Source organism: Hydrogenobacter sp. T-8 (assembly GCF_011006175.1).
Classification (GTDB): domain Bacteria; phylum Aquificota; class Aquificia; order Aquificales; family Aquificaceae; genus Pampinifervens; species Pampinifervens florentissimum.
Genome location: NZ_CP048795.1, coordinates 1,275,183 through 1,294,431 on the forward strand (window position 1 = coordinate 1,275,183; position 19,249 = coordinate 1,294,431).

At 45.1% G+C, this 19,249-nt stretch carries 19 protein-coding genes and 1 tRNA gene; 15 read left to right on the forward strand and 5 right to left on the reverse strand.

From position 1 onward, the window contains the following. Positions 1 to 4: 4 nt before the first annotated feature. A complete protein-coding gene (amrS, locus tag G3M65_RS07450; RefSeq protein WP_173833952.1) occupies positions 5 to 1,015 on the forward strand; it encodes an AmmeMemoRadiSam system radical SAM enzyme in 1,011 nt (336 codons plus the stop codon). 1 nt (position 1,016) lies between these two features. On the opposite strand, the gene G3M65_RS07455 is transcribed toward amrS, so the two are convergent. Beyond that, positions 1,017 to 1,090 (reverse strand) — tRNA-Arg (locus G3M65_RS07455). 21 nt (positions 1,091 to 1,111) lie between these two features. On the opposite strand from G3M65_RS07455, the gene murC reads away from it, so the two are divergent. The 6 genes from murC to G3M65_RS07485 all read left to right on the forward strand — a co-directional run bounded on the left by murC (position 1,112) and on the right by G3M65_RS07485 (position 6,441). Beyond that, on the forward strand, positions 1,112 to 2,470 hold the full coding sequence (gene murC, locus G3M65_RS07460; protein ID WP_173833953.1) for a UDP-N-acetylmuramate--L-alanine ligase: 1,359 nt from the start codon (positions 1,112 to 1,114) through the stop codon (positions 2,468 to 2,470). Further along, positions 2,467 to 4,092 carry a single-stranded-DNA-specific exonuclease RecJ gene (gene recJ / locus G3M65_RS07465; protein WP_173833954.1) on the forward strand — a complete coding sequence of 542 codons (1,626 nt, stop codon included), beginning with the start codon at positions 2,467 to 2,469 and terminating at the stop codon, positions 4,090 to 4,092. Before murC ends, recJ begins: the two co-directional genes overlap by 4 nt. Beyond that, positions 4,093 to 4,584 carry a metal-binding protein gene (locus G3M65_RS07470; protein ID WP_173833955.1) on the forward strand — a complete coding sequence of 164 codons (492 nt, stop codon included), beginning with the start codon at positions 4,093 to 4,095 and terminating at the stop codon, positions 4,582 to 4,584. It begins immediately after the preceding gene. 2 nt (positions 4,585 to 4,586) lie between these two features. Further along, positions 4,587 to 5,141 carry a Maf family protein gene (locus G3M65_RS07475; protein ID WP_173833956.1) on the forward strand — a complete coding sequence of 185 codons (555 nt, stop codon included), beginning with the start codon at positions 4,587 to 4,589 and terminating at the stop codon, positions 5,139 to 5,141. Between the two features lie 109 nt (positions 5,142 to 5,250). Then, positions 5,251 to 5,730 (forward strand): peroxiredoxin family protein, encoded by a 480-nt coding sequence (locus tag G3M65_RS07480; RefSeq protein WP_173833957.1) that lies wholly within the window; start codon positions 5,251 to 5,253, stop codon positions 5,728 to 5,730. A gap of 30 nt (positions 5,731 to 5,760) precedes the next feature. After that, entirely contained in the window at positions 5,761 to 6,441 is a 681-nt protein-coding gene (locus tag G3M65_RS07485; RefSeq protein WP_173833958.1) for a YggS family pyridoxal phosphate-dependent enzyme, read from the forward strand. Here the strand turns inward: G3M65_RS07485 and G3M65_RS07490 are convergent. The 3 genes from G3M65_RS07490 to G3M65_RS07500 are packed head-to-tail and all read right to left on the reverse strand — an operon-like array spanning position 6,418 to position 10,243. Continuing rightward, a complete protein-coding gene (locus tag G3M65_RS07490; protein WP_173833959.1) occupies positions 6,418 to 7,449 on the reverse strand; it encodes a mechanosensitive ion channel family protein in 1,032 nt (343 codons plus the stop codon). The two genes, G3M65_RS07485 and G3M65_RS07490, sit on opposite strands and share 24 nt — an antisense overlap. A gap of 46 nt (positions 7,450 to 7,495) precedes the next feature. Further along, positions 7,496 to 8,818: a hypothetical protein gene (locus G3M65_RS07495; RefSeq protein ID WP_254426251.1), complete on the reverse strand. Its 1,323-nt coding sequence runs from the start codon at positions 8,816 to 8,818 to the stop codon at positions 7,496 to 7,498. Between the two features lie 12 nt (positions 8,819 to 8,830). After that, entirely contained in the window at positions 8,831 to 10,243 is a 1,413-nt protein-coding gene (locus tag G3M65_RS07500) for a cytochrome c family protein (RefSeq protein ID WP_173833960.1), read from the reverse strand. Positions 10,244 to 10,368: 125 nt separating this feature from the next. Here G3M65_RS07500 and G3M65_RS07505 point away from each other — a divergent pair, with 125 nt between their 5' ends. Genes G3M65_RS07505 through argS form a run of 4 tightly spaced genes read left to right on the forward strand, consistent with a single transcriptional unit; the run spans position 10,369 to position 14,914 of the window. Then, complete coding sequence (locus G3M65_RS07505; RefSeq protein WP_173833961.1) at positions 10,369 to 11,529, forward strand: NAD(P)/FAD-dependent oxidoreductase; 1,161 nt, start codon at positions 10,369 to 10,371, stop codon at positions 11,527 to 11,529. 11 nt (positions 11,530 to 11,540) lie between these two features. Beyond that, on the forward strand, positions 11,541 to 12,971 hold the full coding sequence (gene malQ, locus G3M65_RS07510) for a 4-alpha-glucanotransferase (protein WP_173833962.1): 1,431 nt from the start codon (positions 11,541 to 11,543) through the stop codon (positions 12,969 to 12,971). 12 nt (positions 12,972 to 12,983) lie between these two features. Continuing rightward, positions 12,984 to 13,256 (forward strand): cupin domain-containing protein, encoded by a 273-nt coding sequence (locus tag G3M65_RS07515; protein ID WP_173833963.1) that lies wholly within the window; start codon positions 12,984 to 12,986, stop codon positions 13,254 to 13,256. 5 nt (positions 13,257 to 13,261) lie between these two features. Beyond that, positions 13,262 to 14,914, forward strand: a complete 1,653-nt coding sequence (argS, locus tag G3M65_RS07520; protein WP_173833964.1) for an arginine--tRNA ligase — start codon at positions 13,262 to 13,264, stop codon at positions 14,912 to 14,914. Here argS and G3M65_RS07525 read toward each other — a convergent pair. Beyond that, positions 14,864 to 15,331, reverse strand: coding sequence for a type II toxin-antitoxin system death-on-curing family toxin (locus tag G3M65_RS07525; RefSeq protein ID WP_173833965.1), 468 nt, complete (start codon positions 15,329 to 15,331; stop codon positions 14,864 to 14,866). The genes argS and G3M65_RS07525 overlap by 51 nt on opposite strands. 17 nt (positions 15,332 to 15,348) lie before the next feature. Here G3M65_RS07525 and G3M65_RS07530 point away from each other — a divergent pair, with 17 nt between their 5' ends. From G3M65_RS07530 to G3M65_RS07545, 4 genes are read left to right on the forward strand one after another with little or no spacing between them, the layout of a single operon-like run. Continuing rightward, positions 15,349 to 16,650, forward strand: a complete 1,302-nt coding sequence (locus tag G3M65_RS07530) for a UDP-glucose dehydrogenase family protein (protein ID WP_173833966.1) — start codon at positions 15,349 to 15,351, stop codon at positions 16,648 to 16,650. Continuing rightward, positions 16,647 to 17,579 carry a UDP-glucuronic acid decarboxylase family protein gene (locus G3M65_RS07535; RefSeq protein ID WP_173833967.1) on the forward strand — a complete coding sequence of 311 codons (933 nt, stop codon included), beginning with the start codon at positions 16,647 to 16,649 and terminating at the stop codon, positions 17,577 to 17,579. The genes G3M65_RS07530 and G3M65_RS07535 overlap by 4 nt, the downstream gene beginning before the upstream one ends. Positions 17,580 to 17,602: 23 nt before the next feature. Beyond that, on the forward strand, positions 17,603 to 18,157 hold the full coding sequence (locus G3M65_RS07540) for an SPOR domain-containing protein (protein ID WP_173833968.1): 555 nt from the start codon (positions 17,603 to 17,605) through the stop codon (positions 18,155 to 18,157). Continuing rightward, the gene (locus tag G3M65_RS07545) at positions 18,154 to 19,248 is read left to right on the forward strand and encodes an SPOR domain-containing protein (RefSeq protein ID WP_173833969.1); all 1,095 of its coding nucleotides are present in this window, start codon (positions 18,154 to 18,156) and stop codon (positions 19,246 to 19,248) included. Before G3M65_RS07540 ends, G3M65_RS07545 begins: the two co-directional genes overlap by 4 nt. Position 19,249 lies beyond the last annotated feature (1 nt).

A 19,249-nucleotide genomic window follows, 5' to 3' on the forward strand; every position in this document is an offset into this window, starting at 1 on the left:
ACCTGTGAGGGCTATAGCGTGGCTCAGCGAAAAAAGGAATGGGAAGATACTTTGTAAAGCCTGCTCTCAAAGATGTCTATTAGGTGAGGGAGAATATGGAAAGTGTGGAGTTAGGGTAAAAGAGGGTGATAATCTCTACCTTACTGTTTACGGTCTTGTATCCGCTATAAACGTAGACCCCATAGAGAAGAAGCCCCTTTACCACTTTCTACCATCCACGAACAGCCTTTCTATAGGCACGGTAGGTTGTAACTTTTCCTGTCAGTTCTGTCAAAACTGGGAAATCTCCCAGTATCCTAAAACGCATCATCATGAAGTTTTTGGCAAGGAGCTAAGTCCAGAAGATATTGTGAGGCTTGCGGAGCTTTACAAAACGCCTTCCATATCTTATACCTATAACGAACCGGTTATTTTCTTTGAGTTTGCTTACGATGTGATGAAGTTGGCAAAAGAAAGGGGAATAAGAAATATATTCGTTACAAGCGGATACGAAACGGAAGAAGCCATAGATATAGCCCTTCCTTACCTTGATGCCATGAACGTAGACCTCAAGTCCTTTTCCGATGATTTCTACAGAAATATATGCGGGGCAAGGTTAAAACCAGTCTTAAGGACCATTGAATACGCCTTTAAAAAGGGTATTTGGATTGAGATAACTACCTTGCTGATACCGGGCTACAACGACACAGATGAAGAGATAAGACAAATAGCCAGGTTTATAGCGGGGCTTTCAAAAGATATACCTTGGCATATATCTAGGTTCTTCCCCGCCTATAGGATGCTCCATGTCCCTCCTACGCCAGTAAGCAGTTTGAAAAAAGCCTATGAGATTGGCAAAGAGGAAGGTCTTAACTTTGTTTATGTGGGAAACTACTGGAACGAAGACCTTGAATCTACCTATTGTCCTAACTGTGGTAAAAAGGTAATAGAGAGGTTTGGTTATAGCACAAGGAATCACCTGAGAGAGGGAAGGTGTCCCAATTGCGGATATCAGTTAAAGGGTGTGTGGCAATAAACGTGTCCGGGGGGACTTGAACCCCCGACCTTGGGTTCCGGAGACCCACGCTCTATCCAGCTGAGCTACGGACACTCAAGAGAATATAATATACCTATGTTTAGAGAGAGGGTCAAAAGTTTTCACTTCGTAGGTATAGGCGGAATAGGCATGAGCGGTATAGCCCAGATACTCCTTGAGATGGGCTATGAGGTCTCTGGCTCGGACATAAGGGAAAACAAAAACACGGAGCTTCTCAGGAAAAAGGGTGCAAGGGTCTACATAGGACATTCAGAAAAAAACTTAGAGAGGGCTCAAGTGGTGGTTTACTCCTCTGCGGTCTCTGAGGACAATCCAGAGATAAAAAAAGCCAAGTCTTTAGGCATTCCTGTTATTCCTCGTGGGGAGATGCTTGCAGAGCTCTTTAGGCTTGGGGAAGGTATAGCGGTATGCGGTTCTCATGGCAAGACCACGACCACTTCCATGATAGCCCATGCCTTTCATGAGGCGGGGTATGACCCTACTGTCCTTATTGGGGGTGTGCTCCAGAGGTTTGGCTCTAATGCTAAACTTGGCAAGGACAAGCTAATAGTTTCTGAGGCAGATGAAAGCGACGGGAGCTTTTTAAAGCTCTTGCCTACCGTGGCGGTGATAACCAACATAGACAAGGAACACATAGGCTTTTATAGGGATATTGAGGAGATAAGGCAGGCTTTTTTGAGGTTTGCGGATGCGGTGCCCTTTTATGGCTTTGTGGTAATTAACGCAGATGACGAAAACTGCAGGTGGGTTATAGAGAGAACCCATAGAAGGGTAATAACCTTTGGGCTAAGAGAAGGTGCCAACTATACCGCAAGAGAGCTTAGGCTCATAGAAGGAAGGTATGCCTTTGAAGTTTGGCACGAAGAGCAAAGGCTCGGTGAGGTGCATCTTGGTGTGCCGGGTAAACATAATGTCTATAATGCCCTTGCCTGTATCTCCGTCTGCCATAGTGCCGGTTTGGGCTTTGAGGATATAAAGAAATCCCTCGAGAGCTTTAGGAATGCGGAAAGAAGGCTTGAGCTAAAAGGATACTTTCATGGTGCACCCGTCTACGATGACTATGGGCATCACCCAACGGAGATAAAGGCTGTCTTAAGTGCGGTTAGGGACATGCATCCTGAAAGGAAAATAATTTTGGCTTTCCAGCCTCATAGGTACTCAAGAACCTTTCACCTTTTTGAAGACTTTACACAGGTCCTTAAAGGGGCAGACCTATGCCTTGTTACGGATATATATCCTGCTGGTGAGGAGAACCTATACGGGGTGAGTGCAAAAGAGTTAGCATTAAAATCCAATGCCATATACTGCCCTACAAAGGAGGACCTCTTTGAAGCACTTGAGGAAAGGATATCTGAAGGGCACGTAGTCCTCTTTATGGGTGCGGGTAGCATATCCAAGTGGTGTGAAGAGTTTCTGGCACTCAAGAGGGCATGAAGGGTCTTTCTGGAAAGGAATGGGTGCTTTTGAGCAAACTTATAAAGCCAGAGGAGGCTTTGTCTCGAAGGCTTGGAGGATTAAAGGCTCAGCTTCTTGCTAACAGGAACTTTGGGGAGGAGTTTCTTGAAAGTAGGCTCAATAAACTAATTCCACCCTTTGGTATTCCAAATATATATGAGGCAGTTGAACTCATTGGGTCTTATGTAAAAAAGGGTCGTAGGATAGTAATCTTTGGGGATTACGATGTGGATGGTATAACGGGCACCGCCATACTTTATGACCTTTTGAAAAAAGCGGGTGCAAAGGTTGTCCCCTTACTTCCCTCAAGAAAGAGAGGCTATGGGCTTACGAAGGAACTTGTCATAAAGCTAAGCAGGTATGCGGACCTTCTCATAACGGTGGATAACGGAAGCACTGCGGTAGAGGAGCTAAGCCATGCAACCATACCCACCATTGTGCTTGACCATCATAACATAAGCGAGATTATGCCAAAGGCTCTTGTAGTAAACCCAAAGTTAGGAGAAGGAAGAGAACTAAGGGAAATATCCTCCTCCGGGCTTGCCTTTTATATGTCTGCACTCCTTAGGAAAAGTTTAGACCTTGACTTGGACGTGCGTCATTACCTCCATTTTGCCTCTATGGGGACTGTTGCAGATGTTATGCCCATGAACTTGGTAAATAGGATAATCGTCTCAAACGGCATAAGGCTTTTGAACCATGTCCTAAGGGGTGAGTTTCACGCACCGGGCATAAGGCTTTTGATGGAAAGGGCGGGCATAAGGGATGAAGTAAGCTCAAGGGACATAGCCTTTTCTTTGGCACCTCGCTTAAACGCTCCTGGTAGGGTTGCCAAGCCCTATGTTGCTCTCAAACTACTTCTTGAAAAAGATGAAGATAAGGCGAGAATGCTCGTAGAAAGGATAGACAAGCTAAACCAACAGAGAAGACAGCTAAGCCATTTAGCCTTGGAGAAGGCTATGGAGCAGGCTATTGTTCAAAAAGAGAAGAGCGTCATTATAGTGAAACTTGAGGACTGGGCTGGTGGCGTTGCGGGCATAGTGGCAGGAAGGCTCGCAAACATGTTTACAAAACCCACAGTGGTAATATCCGTAGGCAAAGAATATTCAAGTGCATCTGTTAGAGGAACAGAGGGTATGGACGTGCATTCTGTCCTAAAAAAACTGTCCTATCTCTTCATAAAATGGGGTGGACATTCTACCGCAGCAGGCTTCACCATAAGGACAGAAGACATACCTCACTTTGAAAGCCTTGCAAGGCTTCTTTTCTCAGAGATTACCTCAGAGGAGGGTAAGCTATACATAGACATGGACCTTCCCTTGGGCTATGTGAACCAAGAGCTTTTTGACGCTATAAGAGACCTTGAGCCTTACGGTGAAGGCTTCCCAGAACCCCTCTTTATGTCAGAACCTTTGAACCTTAAGCCTATAGGCGATAACGGAGAGAGATTGATCTTGAAGTCGGACCGCTTTAACCTAATCTCTTGGGATAGCACTATAAACAAAAAGGTCTACGCCCTTACTTCAAGACCCAGAAGAGTAGTCTATCAGCTAGACAGGAGAAGACCCAATACACTTCTGCTTGTGGATGTGGAGGCTTAGATGGCTCTTGGAAGAGGTCATGATTTTGTAAATCTCCTTGCACTTCCTGCTTGCCTATACTTTGTCCCAAGGGAGTTCTTTCTTCCCTTTGTGGGAGGCTACCTTGTGGGGACTTTTCTTCTTTCTCCAGACCTTGACCTTCCTCGCTCAAAACCCTCCAAGAGATGGAAGACACTGAGATTTATATGGAAACCCTACCAAGCTCTTTCAAAGCACAGAGGGACATCTCATGTTCCAATTCTTGGAACTTTTCTTAGGCTTACATACTTCTTGTTGGTGGTTATGTTTTTCTACTTTGTCCTACTTGGTGTCTCCTCTAAGTATATGCCTGAGATTAAAGAGCTTCTCCTTAGCTTTGACCCCTTTGAACTTTTCTCAAAGCTCGCCAAAAGGGAAGAGGTCTTCTACTTTGCCCTTGGCGTGGTTCTTTCTGAGGTTTTTCATGTTTCCCTTGACCTTTTGACCAGCAGGCTTAAAAGGTTTAAAATATAGATGTGAGACTTCTAATACTTGCCTCTGAATCAAAGAGGAGGGTTCAGATACTTAGTATGCTTGGCTTTAAGTTTTTGGTAGTACCTTCTTATTTGGAGGAGAAACATCATAACAAACCCATACTCACCGCAAGAAGGCTTGCCTTCAAGAAGGCTTTTACCGTTTGGAAGGACTACAAGTTTGCCACCGTTTTAGGAGCGGATACCATAGTGGTCCTCGGGAGGGAGGTCCTTGGAAAGCCAAAGGACAAAGAGGAGGCCATAGGAATGCTTCGCAAGCTCTCCGGAAAGTGGCACAGGGTTATAACGGGTGTTTCTATCATATCTCCAAAGGGGAGGTATACCTTCCATGATACCGCATGGGTAAAATTTAGAGCTATGAGTTTGAAGGATATTGAAGAGTACGTAGAAACAGGAGAGCCTATGGATAAGGCAGGAGCCTATGCGGTTCAAGGCATGGGTGCAAGGTTTGTGGAAAGGATTAAGGGAGACTTTTACACAGTTATGGGTCTTCCTGCAAGCAAAACCTACGAGGTGCTTAAAAGTGTTTTGGATTAGCCTGTTTATAGTGTTTTTGTGTGGCTGTTCTGCAGTGGTAAGCAGGGAGGACAGCAAAATGGACATAGGCGGTGGAATGCAGATACAGATACAGCACAGGAGGTAAGCCATGCCATTAAAAACAGGTGATAGAGCAAAGCCCTTTGAGCTTCCCGACAAGGATGGGAACTTCTACTCCCTTGAGGACCTTCAGGGCTACAAGCTCCTTGTATTTTATAAGGTTACCTGCGGTGCCTGTCAGCTTACGTTACCCTTTGTAGAAAGGATCCATAGATTATACGGGGACAAGGTGGCTGTGCTGGGCATAGCCCAAGACCCAGAGCATGCGGTGGAAGATTTTGCCAAAACCTACAGGCTAAGTTTTCCACAGCTCATAGACCATCCTGACTACGGTGTCTCTGTGGACTACGATGTGCAGGTGGTGCCTACCATATTCCTGATAGACCCAGAGGGTTTCATAGAGTTTGTAAGCCACTCCTTTGTAAAGGCTGAGCTTCAGAGGCTCACAGAGAGGTTGGCTCGTATAGCCCAGGCACCCTTTGAGGACATCTTTGCAGGTCAACGCGTGCCTGAGCTAAAGCCTGGCTGAGGCTCAAGAAGTAGGCGTTAGGTTAACGCTATGAGCTGTGATAGGCTAAAAGAGGTGGAAGAGAGAATTCAAAGAGCCTGCGAGCACGCAGGGAGAAGGAGAGAGGAGGTTCTACTCCTTGGAGCCTCCAAGTCTGTGCCTTCAGAAAAACTTAGGAATTTCTTCCACTGTGGTCTTAGAGCCTTTGGAGAAAACCGCGTCCAAGAGTTTTTGAAAAAATACGAAGACCTAAGAGACCTGCCCGTAGACTGGCACTTCATAGGGAGGCTCCAGAGCAACAAGGTAAAATACATCATAGATAAAATAAGCCTTATACATTCCCTTGACAGGGAAAGCCTACTGGAAGAGATTCAAAACAGAGCGGGCAGGCTTGGAAAAGTTCAAGAGGTTCTCATAGAGGTCAATGTGGGCGGTGAGGAGACAAAGGGAGGCGTTGAGCCTGAAAATCTGAAGGAATTCTTTGAGAAATGCCTAAGGGCTAAAAATGTAAAACCTCTCGGGCTTATGTGCATACCCCCCTATAGAGAAAACCCCGAGGAGGTGCGACCCTACTTTGCACTTCTGAGAAGTTTAAGAGACCAGTTAGAGCAAGAGTTTGGTCTCAAACTGCCTCACCTCTCCATGGGCATGTCCTACGACTTTGAGATAGCGATAGAAGAGGGGGCAACTATCGTAAGAATTGGCACTCTACTCTTTGGAAGCCGGGTTTAAATAAACCTCCCTCACTGGGAAAGGTATCTTTATGCCCTCTTGCTCGTATCTTTTCTTTAGCCTCTTTATAAACTCATGCCTCAGAAGGTGCTGGCTTCCGAAGTCCTTTGCTCTAAGTATCACATTAAAGTTTATAAAAAAATCTCCAAAGGCAGTAAGACGTATCATTGGCTCAAAGTCTGGCACTCCACCTTCTACTTCTTTTTGCACCTCCCTTGCCACTTCAAGAGTAACCCTTTCTACCTTTTCTAAATCGCTGTCATAAGAAACACCAACAGGCACTATTACACTCATTTCTGGCTGAGGCATGTGGAAGTTTGTGATTATGGAAGTGGAAAGTTTAGAGTTCGGCACTATTATAAGGTTGTTTGCAGGCTGACGCAGAATTGTGTTTCTCCATGTTATGTCCTCTACAAAGCCTTCTTCACCACTTTGAAGCCTTATGTAGTCTCCTACCTTTATTTGCTTTGTTGCTAATATATGAAAGCCTGCAAAAAGGTTCTCAAGGGTATCCCTGAGAGCCAGAGCTACCGCCAAGCCACCCACACCAAGTGCAGTGAGAATAGGCGTTATGGCTACGCCGATCTTATCAAGGGCTATGAGCACTCCCACCACAAGAATAACAACACGAGAAACCTGAACCACAAGGGAAGTGGCAGGAAGGTCTTCTCTGTATCTGTTTATGTATAGTCTAAGAAAGCCACCTACCAGTCTTGATACGAAGAGCGCGAAGGAAATAATAAAAAGAACCCATAGGGCTTTATCCTTAACTAAGACGATACTCTTAGGTAGTTTTAGCTCCTCTGAAACCAGATATAAGGCGACCAGAAAGGACCAAAGGGTAGGTATATACCTAAGAGAGTCTATTAAAACCTTATCCCAACCCCAAGGGCTCTTTTCTGATAATTTTCTTAACTTATAAAACACAAACCTCTCTACAAAGAGACCCAACGAAGGAACGAGTATAAGTATTAAAAGAAGTACACCGTAGGTTTTTAAGAGGCTCATAGAGTAAATTTTAGATTAAAAGGCGGGCAGAGCCCGCCAAAAACTTTTAGATGTAGTTCCTTGCTATGATAATAAGCCCTGTGCCAACAAAGACTATAGCCCAAAGTATCACTATAAACACAGATACTTCACCAAGATGATGTTCTGTCTCGCTTGCCTGATATACTTCACCTTTTGGTGTTCTCCCTGCCTTATAAGCCATCCACCAAGCGTAGGCGTAGAGTATAAGACCTGTCAGAGTTGTTCCTAAGAAGAGCATTGGGCTAAGCCATTCAAGGTTCACCTTGTATTCGTATATGGAGTATCCAAAACGTACGGTAGAGGCGACCCTGAGGTATTCTCTAAAGACCGCTATAAGAAGAGTTGCCACCGTGCCAGCAACGAGAGAAGGAATTGCCATACCAATGGGGTTCTTTTGGGCTATGAATATAACACCCGCACAGAGCAGTAGTCCAAGGACAGAAAGCCATGCAAAGATGCTACCCTTCGCGTTCCAATCTGCTGGAACGGAGAATATGTAAAGCACATGGAAGACTATCCAGCCAGCACCACCCATGAGAGCAAGCTTTGCACCAAGTTTTGCAGAAAAGTTTACATAGTCCCTTTCAAACTCTGGTCTTTTTCCAAAATACCAAGCGTATAGCATCATAAAGACGCCAATAACGGAAATAGCAGGAAACACAAGAAAGGCAAGGTATCTGAATATGTTAAAGGCGTATATACCCCAACCAGTGTGGTTCATGGTGGTTCCGCCAGAGGTATACCACTCTACCCACTTTTCTGGATAGAGAGCCTGGTAGTTAACCACATGGATTATAAAGCCCACTAAGAGCAAGAAGATAACACCACCTATAGAAAAAAGGGTGGCAATCTGTGGTTTCATCCTTGTAAAGTATGCACCCCATATAAGATAGTAGCCGATAAGCAGGGAAACTATGAACATAATATACCAGCTTGCAGATAGGTTAGCGGATGCATACCAAAGTGGGTCGTAGATGACTTGATAAAACAGCAGAGGTGCTACTCCCAACACTATAGCCAAAGATACAGAGACCTTTGAAAGCTCAAGCATAGCCTTTGCAAGCCTTTGGTGGTTTGGGTCTTTTCTTGTAAAGCCGTATATGGCATAGAAAAGTCCACCTATGGAAGTCCAAACAAAGACTATGTGGAGAGCCCAGGTGAGCACTTGCAGTATTTGCATAACCACTGGGAAGAAAGGTGCACCTGCAGGGTCAGCCATGGCTTTTAGCATAGCGGATACATCCGCGAGGGACTGCCCTGCGAAGGCAAGCCTGCCACCAAGTAGCATGAGAGCCAATACACCGAGCAATAACCACCTTGTTAGGTTTTGATAGGCCACCATGCTCATGTCCACACCTCCTTATTTATGAGCTTGAATGCTGGAAGTTGGCACTTCTATCTTGGCGGAGACTCTGCCACCCTTTGAGACCATGTCCGCTATGTAGGCTGAAAGGGCTCGGAGCTCTTCGTCCTTACCCACAAAGTAGGGCATGTATGCGGGATGGGCTTGAGGAGTAAGGTAGTTGGAGAGGAAACCATAAACTGCATCCTCTGAAGTCATACCTTCAAACTTTTTGGCAAAGGGTCTGAGACCAGAAGCTCCTGTCACGTTGTGGCATCCAGAGCATTGGAGTATGGCTATCGCCTTTCCTGCCATTATCTTGTTTTCGGGTGTTATGGTCTTTAGACCCTCTGGCACGAAGGGGTTAACTTTGAGAAAGCCCTTTTCTTTAATGGTATCCACCTCAGACTTTATACCTTTGGCTGGCACGTCTCTGGCGATAATCTGGTTGACCCACACAAATTCACCAGCCACATAGGGCTTGCGGATGGTTTCCCTTATTTTCTCCTCTGGATATACACCCATGAAGAATATGAGTGCATATATGGGGTATGCGATATAGGGTCTTGCAACAGTTGGCTTTATGGAAGTGAGCACAAAGTGTGCAAGGAGGACAAGAAGTATGCCGAATATTAGAGCGTAATACCACTTTGGCACTATTCCAGCAAGCATTATGAGGCTTCTTTCTGGTAGTGTGGAAACATACCATCCGAAGAACATAGTCCCAAAGACAAGACCACCTATACCCCAGTAGGACATGGTCTTGACTATGCTCTTGTATACGTTCTCAGGCACGTCCTTTTTCATAAGGCTTGCAATAACTATGCCGATAGTGCCCGCTATAGCAAACATGAAGGAGCTTCTCATAAGAAGGTGTGGGAAGTAGTTCTTGTTATAAAAAGCGTCAAGGATGTTTCCTGTGGTAAACCACTTCTCATGACCCGGTGAGAGCATAAAGGAAAGGATGCCTACGATTATATACATGGTTGCCCAAGAGCCTATGGCAAAAGTCCAAGCAAGCCTTAGCCAACTCTTTTGGTCTATCCTGCCAAGGGTGTAATAGAGTATATAGACCAGCGTCACCTCAGCCACGAACCATATCCACTCTGCAGCCCAGACCCAAACGAAGTTGTGTATAAGGGCAGATATACCTCTGGGGTTTGCCACTGTGGCGGAGAACCATATGCCAGGACCGGTTATAGAACCAGAGACATAAGAAAATACCAAGAGTGCCAACAGATACCTTTTGATGTAGTCGTAGATCTGCGGGATGTTTTCTCTATAGGCTTTTGTGGCAAGGTATGCCAGCAAAATGGAGGCACCCACTGATGTGTGGGATGCCATGACGTGAATGGTGGCGATAATGGCGATGACCGTGGCACTGCCTATGGTAGGCACATACCACATGGGTTGAAAGCCAAGCACATCCATGTTCGCACCTCCTGTGCGGTTTTAACTTGAAGTTAACATTTAATATAACATGACTTTTATCATTGTCAAGGGTCTGAGGCTTTTTTGATAAGTTGTGCTTATAATTTCATAAAGGAGGCTTATGAATGAAGAAGGTTGTGATACTTGGTGGTGGTGTAGGTGGTGTGGAGTGTGCCATACATTTGAGAAAATACCACTTTGATGTAGAGCTGGTATCTGACAGGGACTTTTTGTATATCTACCCCACATCCATATGGCTACCCACGGGCGAGGCAAAGTTGGAAAATGTTAGTATTCCACTGAAGGATATTGCTAAGGCTCATGGCTTTAAGTTTGCAAAGGGTAAGGTGGTAAAGGTGGACGCAGAAGGCTTTGTCTTTGAAGATGGCAGGCAGGTGAGGGACTTTGACTATCTTGTGGTAGCCCTTGGACAGAGCAAGCTAAAACAGGAAGGAATAGAACACACCTACTCCATATGCTCCTCGCCAGAAGAAACTATGAAATACAAGGAGAAACTTTGGGAACTTCTGCGGAAAGGCTCAGGCAGGTTAGCCTTTGGTTTTGGAGGAAATCCCAAGGCAAAGGAAGCAGTAAGAGGTGGTCCAGTTTTTGAACTACTTTTTAACGTAGATACGCTCCTCAGAAGACGCGGCGTAAGGAATAACTTTGACCTTGCATTTTTTGCACCTATGCCAAGACCGGGGGAAAGACTTGGGGAGAAGGCTTTAAAGCTAATGGATTATATGTTTAAGAAGAGAAACATAAAGGTTTACACGGGCAAAAGGATAGTCAGGTTTCTACCCTATGGGATTGAGTTGGAAGATGGAACTCTTATAGAATCTAACCTTACTCTTTTTGTGTCCGGCGGAGATGGACACCCTGCTATAAAGGAAGGAAACCTACCAAAGACTGAGGCAGGATTTGTAAGGATAGACGGACATTGCAAGGTGGAGGGGTTGGAAAAGGTTTATGCCATAGGTGACTGTGCCAACATAGAAGGACCCGAGTGGAAAGCGAAACAGGGACATCTCACCGAGGCTATGGCACGCATATGTGCAAGACATATGGCATACAAGGAAGGGCTTACTACAAAAGAACCAGAAACATACCACGAGCATATAAATATTCTCTGCTTGATGGATACGGGAGATGGCGGAGCCTTGGCTTATAGGAGCAATAGTAGAGCTTTGCTGTTGCCCATGCCCTTGTTGGGACATTGGCTTAAGAAGGCTTGGGGAATTTATTACGGACTTTCAAAACTTGGCAAAATTCCACAGATTTTATAATAGGCTTTGTTGTGGAGAGGCGTGCAGGCATACTGCTCCACATAAGCTCTCTTCCCTCTGACTTTGGCATAGGAGACCTTGGACCCAACGCCTACAGGTTTGTAGACCTTTTGGTGGAATCTGGTCAAAGCCTTTGGCAGGTTTTACCCCTTAGCCCCACAGAGTTGGAGCATGGAAACTCACCCTACTACTCTTCTTCTCTCTTTGCAGGAAACCCTCTATTTATAAGCCCAGAACTTCTATACGAGGAAGGTCTGATAGACAGACGGACCCTTGAGAGCCTAAGGGTAGAGCCCTCCGATAGAGTAGACTACGAGAGGGTTTACGCCCTAAAGGCACATATGCTGGAAAAGGCTTTGGAAAACTTCAAGGAGAGCCAAGAGTTTTACCTTTTTTGCCAAGAGCAGGCATACTGGCTTGAGGACTATGTTAGATTTAACCTAATAAAGAAAAAACTTAAAAAGTCTTGGTGGGAATGGAAACAGTTGCCAGAGCTTTCAGAGAAGGAGGTTCTAAGAGAAAAGGTAGTCCAGTTTCTTTTCTTCAAGCAATGGAAGGCTTTAAGAACCTACGCCAACTCAAAGGGTGTGAGCCTTGTGGGAGACCTACCCATATACCCTGCACCAGACAGTGTGGATGTTTGGGCAAACAGAGAGATATTCAAGCTAAGAGAGGATGGACTTCCAGAGGTGGTGGCTGGCGTGCCACCCGACTACTTTTCAAAAACGGGACAGCTTTGGGGAAACCCCGTATACAGATGGGACAGGCTAAAGGAAAGGGCTTTTGACTGGTGGCTTTTGAGAATAAGGCATGCCCTTGAGCTTTTTGACTTTGTAAGGCTTGACCACTTTAGAGGCTTTTGTGCCTTTTATCAAGTTCCCTATGGAGAAAAGACCGCAGAAAGAGGCTGGTGGGAAAAAGCAGAGGGCTATAGTCTTTTTGAAACTATAAGAAAAGAGTTTCCACACATGCCTTTTATAGCGGAAGACCTTGGCACAATAGACCAAGAGGTTCATAGCCTAAGAGACCACTTTGGACTGCCGGGAATGAAAGTCTTAGCCTTTGCCTTCTTTGACAAAAACTCAGACCACCTGCCTCATAACCACACCTATAACTCTGTGGTCTACACCACCACCCATGACAACATGCCTATAAGAGGATGGTTCTTTGAGGAATTAAACGAGTGGCAGAGGGCAAGGGTTTTAGACTATCTTGGATACACACCTGAGAGCATAAGCCATGCACTTGTTAGACTTGCTTACATGTCTGTGGCAAAGTATTGCGTAATTGCTATGCAAGACCTACTTGAGCTCGGACAAGAGGCAAGGATGAACACTCCTGCCAAGCCAGAGAGCAACTGGGAGTGGAAGTTAAGGGAAATGCCAAATAGAGAGCTTTGGGAGTGGATTGGTTTGTTGTGCGAGCTATATGGGAGGGGTTAAAATTTCTACATTATGCTTGAAGAAATCCAAAACAAGCTAAAGGCTTTGGGCTATGGTGGTTTCTACACGTGGTATGACCCGCCGGGGACTTATTACGACTGGCATACGCATCCGGAGGATGAGGTAAGATATGTGCTGGAGGGTGAGATAACTATAGGGACTGAGGAAGGTGTGTATCATTTAAAGGCTGGGGATATGTTAGAGGTAAGGGCGGGCACGAGGCACTGGGCAAGAACCGAAAGGGGCGTGAAGTATATCTGTGGACGTAGAAGGGTGTTAAAATAAAAGGGGTGAAGGGATTTGTTGAAAGGGCTATAAGGGAAAGGATAAAGGAGCTGTACTCCTTAGAGCTTGACTCTTTTAGCCTTGAGCCACCAAGGGAAGAAGGCTACGGAGACTATGCCACCAACGTAGCCTTTTTGCTCTCCAAGTTTCTTAGGAAAAACCCACAGGAGATTGCTCAAGAGCTGGCGAGCAAGCTCTCAAACCACCTAATGACTGCAGAGGCGGTCAAGGGCTTTGTAAACATAAGGCTCAGCGAGGAGTTTGTGAGGGAAGAGTTCAAAGGGCTTCTCACAAAGGGGCAAGACTACTTCTTTGAGCCTGTGGAAAAGCCTATGTATATTCAAGTGGAGTTTGTAAGTGCCAACCCTACTGGTCCTTTACATGTGGGACATGGAAGGGGTGCGGTAGTAGGCGATGTGCTTTCAAAGGTTCTCCAAAGGTTTGGACACAAGGTCCTAAGGGAGTATTACATAAACGACGCAGGCAATCAGGTCTATATGCTTGGGCTTTCTGTCCTGCTTAGATACTACGAGCTTTTTGGAAAGGAAGACCCAGGGCTAAGGGAGGTCTTTGAAAGGGAGGGCTACAAGGGCAAATACATAAAAAGGCTCGCCAAAGACTTAAGGGCTTTTTACGGAGAGGAGCTTTTAGACCTTGAAAGGGAGAAGGCTATAGACCTTTGCAAAGAGTATGCTCACAGGAGACTTCTGGAGGATATTAAAGAGACCCTTGAGCTTTTGGCTGTGGCCTTTGATAGTTGGTTTAGCGAGAGAAGTCTTTATGAGAGGGGTCTTGTGGAGGAGGTTATGCAAAGGCTAAGGGAGAAGGGCCACCTATACGAAAGGGACGGTGCCTTGTGGTTCAAAAGCACAGATTTTGGAGATGACAAGGATAGGGTAGTTAGAAAATCCGATGGCTCTTGGACCTACTTTGCCTCAGACATAGCCTATCATTACCAAAAGTTCCAGCGAGGCTTTGACAGGGTTATAAACCTTTGGGGTGCGGACCATCACGGATACGAAAGAAGGCTTATAGGTGCTCTAAAAGCTCTTGATGTTCCAGAAGATTGGCTGAAGGTGGAGTTTGTCCAGATGGTTAGGCTCATGAGCGGTGGTCAAGAGGTGCGTATGTCCAAAAGGACTGGCGAGTTCATTACCCTGCAGGAGCTTATAGAAGAGGTGGGAAAGGATGCGGTAAGGTTTGTTTTTCTTACAAGGGACAGTGATACGCCTTTGGACTTTGACATAGACCTTGTAAAGAAAAACACCACAGAAAACCCCGTCTTTTATGTGCAGTATGCCCATGCAAGGATAAGGGGAGTCTTTAGAGAGGTCAAGGAAAGGTATGGCATAGACCCAGACAAGGAAGACCTAAGAGGATACCTGCATGGGCTGTCTGAAGAAGACCTTAAACTGATTAAAAGGTGTCTATATATGAAAGATACCTTTGAGGCGGTAGCCAAGACCTTCTCTCCTCACCTTATAACTTACTCGCTCCTTGAGCTTGCAAGGGAATTTCACCACTACTACAACCACCACAGAGTAATGGTAGAGGACAAAAACCTTATGCTCTTGAGACTTGCCCTCTTTAAGGGTGTGGAGATAACTCTAAGGACTGCTTTTGAATTGCTGGGAATAGAAGCTCCTGAGAGGATGTAGGTTTTCTCCCTTTGCTACACTTACCGCAAGTGTATAGAGTTGGTCGTTAGAGAGAAGAAGCTCCTGTCCGTTTATCTCCATGAAATATTCAAACACTACTACCGCAGTTCTCTTATTGCCGTCAACAAAAGGATGGTTTTGTATGAGTTTTGAAAAAAGATTAAAGCCAAGAGAAAAAAGGTCATTTTCACCCTCGTATTCCTTTTTATTAATCACGGAGGCTATCGCAGATTCTACGAGGTTTCTATCCCTTACTCCAAAAACTCCCTTATGCTCTTGCATTATGACCCTATTAATCTCCACCACTTCCTCGGTGGTAGGTAGTATGAGCTCCTTTTCTGAGAGTTTTAGAAGAAGCTCTTTCCTGCGTTCAAGGATGTTAGAAACCCTCTTATAAAAGAGTGGACTAAATTCCATGGTTTAAAATATAAGCCATGAAGCTAACTGTAGTTGGAGGAGGATACGTAGGGCTTACAACGGGCGTGTGCTTTGCACACCTTGGGCACGAGGTTATGGTGGTGGAGAAAATCCCTCAAAAGGTGGAGCTCCTGAAGGCTGGTAAGTCACCCATTTATGAGCCGGGACTTGAGGAGCTTATGCATGAGAGTCTAAGTTCTAATAGGCTAAAATTCACCACGGACCTGAAGGAAGGGCTTGAGTTTTCTGATGTGATATTTATCTGTGTGGGGACGCCACAAAGACCTGATGGCTCTGCGGACCTTTCACAGGTGGAAGAGGTGGCAAGGGAAACCGCAAAGCTCATGACCTCTTATAAGCTCCTCATAGAAAAGTCCACCGTTCCAGTAAACACACACCAGCTTATAAAAAAGACAGTGCAAAGATACATAAAAAGTCCAGATATACCCTACGATGTGGCGTCAAACCCTGAGTTCCTTAGAGAAGGCTCCGCCATAGAGGATTTTCTCAAACCTGATAGGATAGTGGTGGGAGTGGAAAGCGAAAGGGCAAAGAAGATATTTGAGGAACTCTATAAAGACTTTAACTGTCCCATAATCTTTACAGACCCAGCTACCGCAGAACTTATAAAGCATGCAAGCAATTCCTTCCTTGCTATGAAAATATCCTTCATAAACATGGTCGCAGACCTCTGCGAAAAAACTGGTGCGGACATAAAGCTGGTTGCGGACGGTATGGGCTACGATAAACGCATAGGAAGGGATTTTCTCAATGCAGGCATAGGCTATGGAGGTTCTTGCTTTCCAAAGGATGTGAAGGCTTTTATAAGGATAGCTCAAGACTACGGGCTTGACTTTGGACTTTTGAGGGAGGTAGACAGGATAAACCAAGAAAGACCCATAAGGTTTGTGGAGAAGGTAAAGAGGGTTCTTTGGAGCGTTAAAGACAAAAAGCTGGCGGTTTGGGGGCTTGCCTTTAAACCAAACACGGATGACATAAGAGAAGCACCATCCATAAAGATAGTGGAAATGCTACTAAGGGAGGGTGCAAAACTTTCCCTTTATGACCCCAAGGCTATGGAGAACTTCAAACTCCTCTTTCCGGAAGGTAAGGGCATAAGCTATGCAAAAGACCCTTATAGTGCGGTAGAAAATGCGGAAGCCCTGCTTATACTTACAGAATGGGAAGAGTTTAAAAAAGCGGACTTAAAAAGGGTAAAGAGCCTTATGGCTTTACCCATTATAGTGGATGGCAGAAATGTATACGAACCACCGGAGGTAAGGGCTTTAGGCTTTGAATACTACCCTGTGGGAAGATGAGGGTTTTGATAACCGGCGTGGCAGGCTTTATAGGTTCGCATCTTGCGGAGAGGTTCTTAGAGGAAGGCTTTTATGTTATAGGCATGGACAACTTTCTCACTGGCAGTCCAGACAACATAGCCCATCTTTTTGAGAAGAAAAACTTTCGCTTTATACACTACAACGTGGTTAACTACATATACGTAGAAGGTCCAGTGGACCTCGTAGTCCATTTAGCCTGTCCTGCCTCTCCCGTAGACTATATGAACCATCCCATACACACCATGAAGGTGGATTCCCTTGGCACTCTCAATACTCTGGGTTTTGCCAAGCTAAAGGGTTCAAGGTATGTCTTTGCCTCCTCTTCTGAAGTCTATGGTTCTGCACAGGTCCATCCTCAACCAGAAGACTACTGGGGATATGTAAATCCAGTGGGTCCAAGAAGCGTTTACGATGAGGCTAAGAGGTTTTCTGAAGCGTTGTGTATGGCTTATCACAGAGAACATGGACTTGATGTGAGGATTGCAAGGATATTTAACACCTACGGTCCACGTATGAGGAGAAATGACGGAAGAGTAATACCCACTTTTATAGAGAAAGCACTTAGGGGTGAGCCACTACCCATATATGGAGATGGCTCACAGACAAGGAGCTTTTGCTACATAGATGACCTTGTGGATGGACTTTTTAGACTATCTGTGGAAGAGGGACTCGCTGGCACGGTGGTAAACTTGGGAAATCCTGAGGAAGTTTCTATATTGGAACTTGCCCAAAAGGTTATTGAGCTTTCCGAATCTTCCTCAAAGATTGAGTTTCTTCCGCCCAGAGATGACGACCCACCCAGAAGATGTCCAGACATAAGCAGAGCAAAGAAATTGCTGGGCTGGTTTCCTCAAATATCCTTTGAAGAGGGTCTAAAAATAACCTTTAGATGGTTTGTAGGGTTATAATAATCTCATAAAGGAGGGTAGCTGTGAAAAGAGAAAGGCTTGTAATACTTCTCGGAGTGCTTGTTGCCCTTGTGTTTTTTTATCTCGGTTTGAATGAGTGGCTAAAGACCAAAGAAGAAAAGGTTCAGCCACCGCCCCTTGTAGTTAAACCTTCATCTCAGAAGAAAGAAGAGCCGCAGGCTCAACAACCTCCTGCGTCTACGAAGTTAGAACCTAAATCAGAGCCTAAGAAACAAGAAGAGAAGCAAGAAATAAAGGAAGCGCCAAAAACTAAAGAGCAAGACGTGATAGCTCAAAAGATAAAGGAGGAAAAGAAGACAGAAGCACCCCAAAAAACAAAAGAGGGTGAAAAAGTCACAAAAGTACCTTTGAAAACTTATACAGTTCAAATAGGAGCCTTTAAGAGTAAGGAAAGTGCGGAGAAGGTAGTAGAGAGGGCAAGAAAAATGGGTTATAAGGTCAACATAGTTGAAGAGGATAACTTCTATAAGGTTAGGGTTTTGGTGAAAACTGATGACATAAACAGTGAACTAAGAAAACTGAGAGGAACCTTTGGTGGTGCTATAGTTAAGCAATGAGAAAATTCACATTCTTGATTTTTCTCTTTATCTTTTCCTGTGCTCCAAAGCAAGAAGATGTTTCTAAATCCCAGTGGCAGTATTTTTATGACCTTGGCATGTCCTCTTACATAGCCAAAAACTATTCAGAAGCTATAGCCAACTTCTTCAGAGCAACACAACTTGCACCACAAGAGCCAAAGGTATGGAACGCTTTGGGGCTCGCCTACATGGAGGTGCAAGAATACCAAAAGGCAGAGAGTGCCTTTCTTAGAGCCCTTCAGGTGGATAAAACATATACGGAAGCAAAGCTCAACTTAGGAGTGCTCTACTATAAACAGAAGGACTATGAGCGGGCTATAAGGGTTCTTAGGGATGTCATAGAAGACGAAGCATTTCCTCAAAAGCACATGGCTTTTTACTCCCTAGCAAAAGTCTATCAGGCTATTGATAGGAAAGAAGACTATCTTGCTAACCTCCGTAAGGCTGTTGCTTACAACCCCATGTTTATTGATGCACAATTGGAGCTTGCCCAGCTCTATGAAGGCGAGGGGGACTATGCTTCTGCCAAGGAAGTCTATCAGCGTCTTATAAACAACGGCATGGGAAACCCATCCATATACCTCAGCCTAGCTGGTGTCGAATACAAGCTTGGCGACTACACTTCTGCCAAGGAATACATAAGGAAGGTTTTAGAGGATAGACAGACCACGTCTCAATTCAAGTCTAGAGCCTATGAGCTTCTCAGTCTTGTCCTTATAGCAGAGCAGAGCAGACAGAGCACGCCGAGGCTTCTAGAGAGAGAAGAAAAGCAGCAAGAACCAGCTTCTGAAAAGAATAGGTCCAACCAAGTAAAACCCCAAGAAGCAGAAGTTCTTAAGCCAGCCATGAAATTTTACAGAATTCAGCTTGGTGCCTTTTCTTCCGCAACCTCTGCAAGGGCTTGGAGAGATAGGCTTGAGAAGGAGCTAAATCTCAAAGATGTATCTGTCGTGGAAAGTGCGGGCATTTTTAGGGTTTTCTACGGCAGGTATGAGAGTAGAGAGGAAGCTATGAGGCAACTTGAAAAGCTTCGTAGCATGAACCTATACGGTTTTATAGTCTACGAGTAGC

Coding starts and splice junctions, on each gene's coding strand:
- murC (WP_173833953.1), top strand. CDS start 1,112: ATGTTTAGAGAGAGGGTCAAAAGTTTTCACTTCGTAGGTATAGGCGGA.
- recJ (WP_173833954.1), top strand. CDS start 2,467: ATGAAGGGTCTTTCTGGAAAGGAATGGGTGCTTTTGAGCAAACTTATA.
- G3M65_RS07470 (WP_173833955.1), top strand. CDS start 4,093: ATGGCTCTTGGAAGAGGTCATGATTTTGTAAATCTCCTTGCACTTCCT.
- G3M65_RS07480 (WP_173833957.1), top strand. CDS start 5,251: ATGCCATTAAAAACAGGTGATAGAGCAAAGCCCTTTGAGCTTCCCGAC.
- G3M65_RS07485 (WP_173833958.1), top strand. CDS start 5,761: ATGAGCTGTGATAGGCTAAAAGAGGTGGAAGAGAGAATTCAAAGAGCC.
- G3M65_RS07490 (WP_173833959.1), bottom strand. CDS start 7,449: ATGAGCCTCTTAAAAACCTACGGTGTACTTCTTTTAATACTTATACTC.
- G3M65_RS07495 (WP_254426251.1), bottom strand. CDS start 8,818: ATGAGCATGGTGGCCTATCAAAACCTAACAAGGTGGTTATTGCTCGGT.
- G3M65_RS07500 (WP_173833960.1), bottom strand. CDS start 10,243: ATGGATGTGCTTGGCTTTCAACCCATGTGGTATGTGCCTACCATAGGC.
- G3M65_RS07505 (WP_173833961.1), top strand. CDS start 10,369: ATGAAGAAGGTTGTGATACTTGGTGGTGGTGTAGGTGGTGTGGAGTGT.
- G3M65_RS07515 (WP_173833963.1), top strand. CDS start 12,984: ATGCTTGAAGAAATCCAAAACAAGCTAAAGGCTTTGGGCTATGGTGGT.
- G3M65_RS07525 (WP_173833965.1), bottom strand. CDS start 15,331: ATGGAATTTAGTCCACTCTTTTATAAGAGGGTTTCTAACATCCTTGAA.
- G3M65_RS07530 (WP_173833966.1), top strand. CDS start 15,349: ATGAAGCTAACTGTAGTTGGAGGAGGATACGTAGGGCTTACAACGGGC.
- G3M65_RS07535 (WP_173833967.1), top strand. CDS start 16,647: ATGAGGGTTTTGATAACCGGCGTGGCAGGCTTTATAGGTTCGCATCTT.
- G3M65_RS07545 (WP_173833969.1), top strand. CDS start 18,154: ATGAGAAAATTCACATTCTTGATTTTTCTCTTTATCTTTTCCTGTGCT.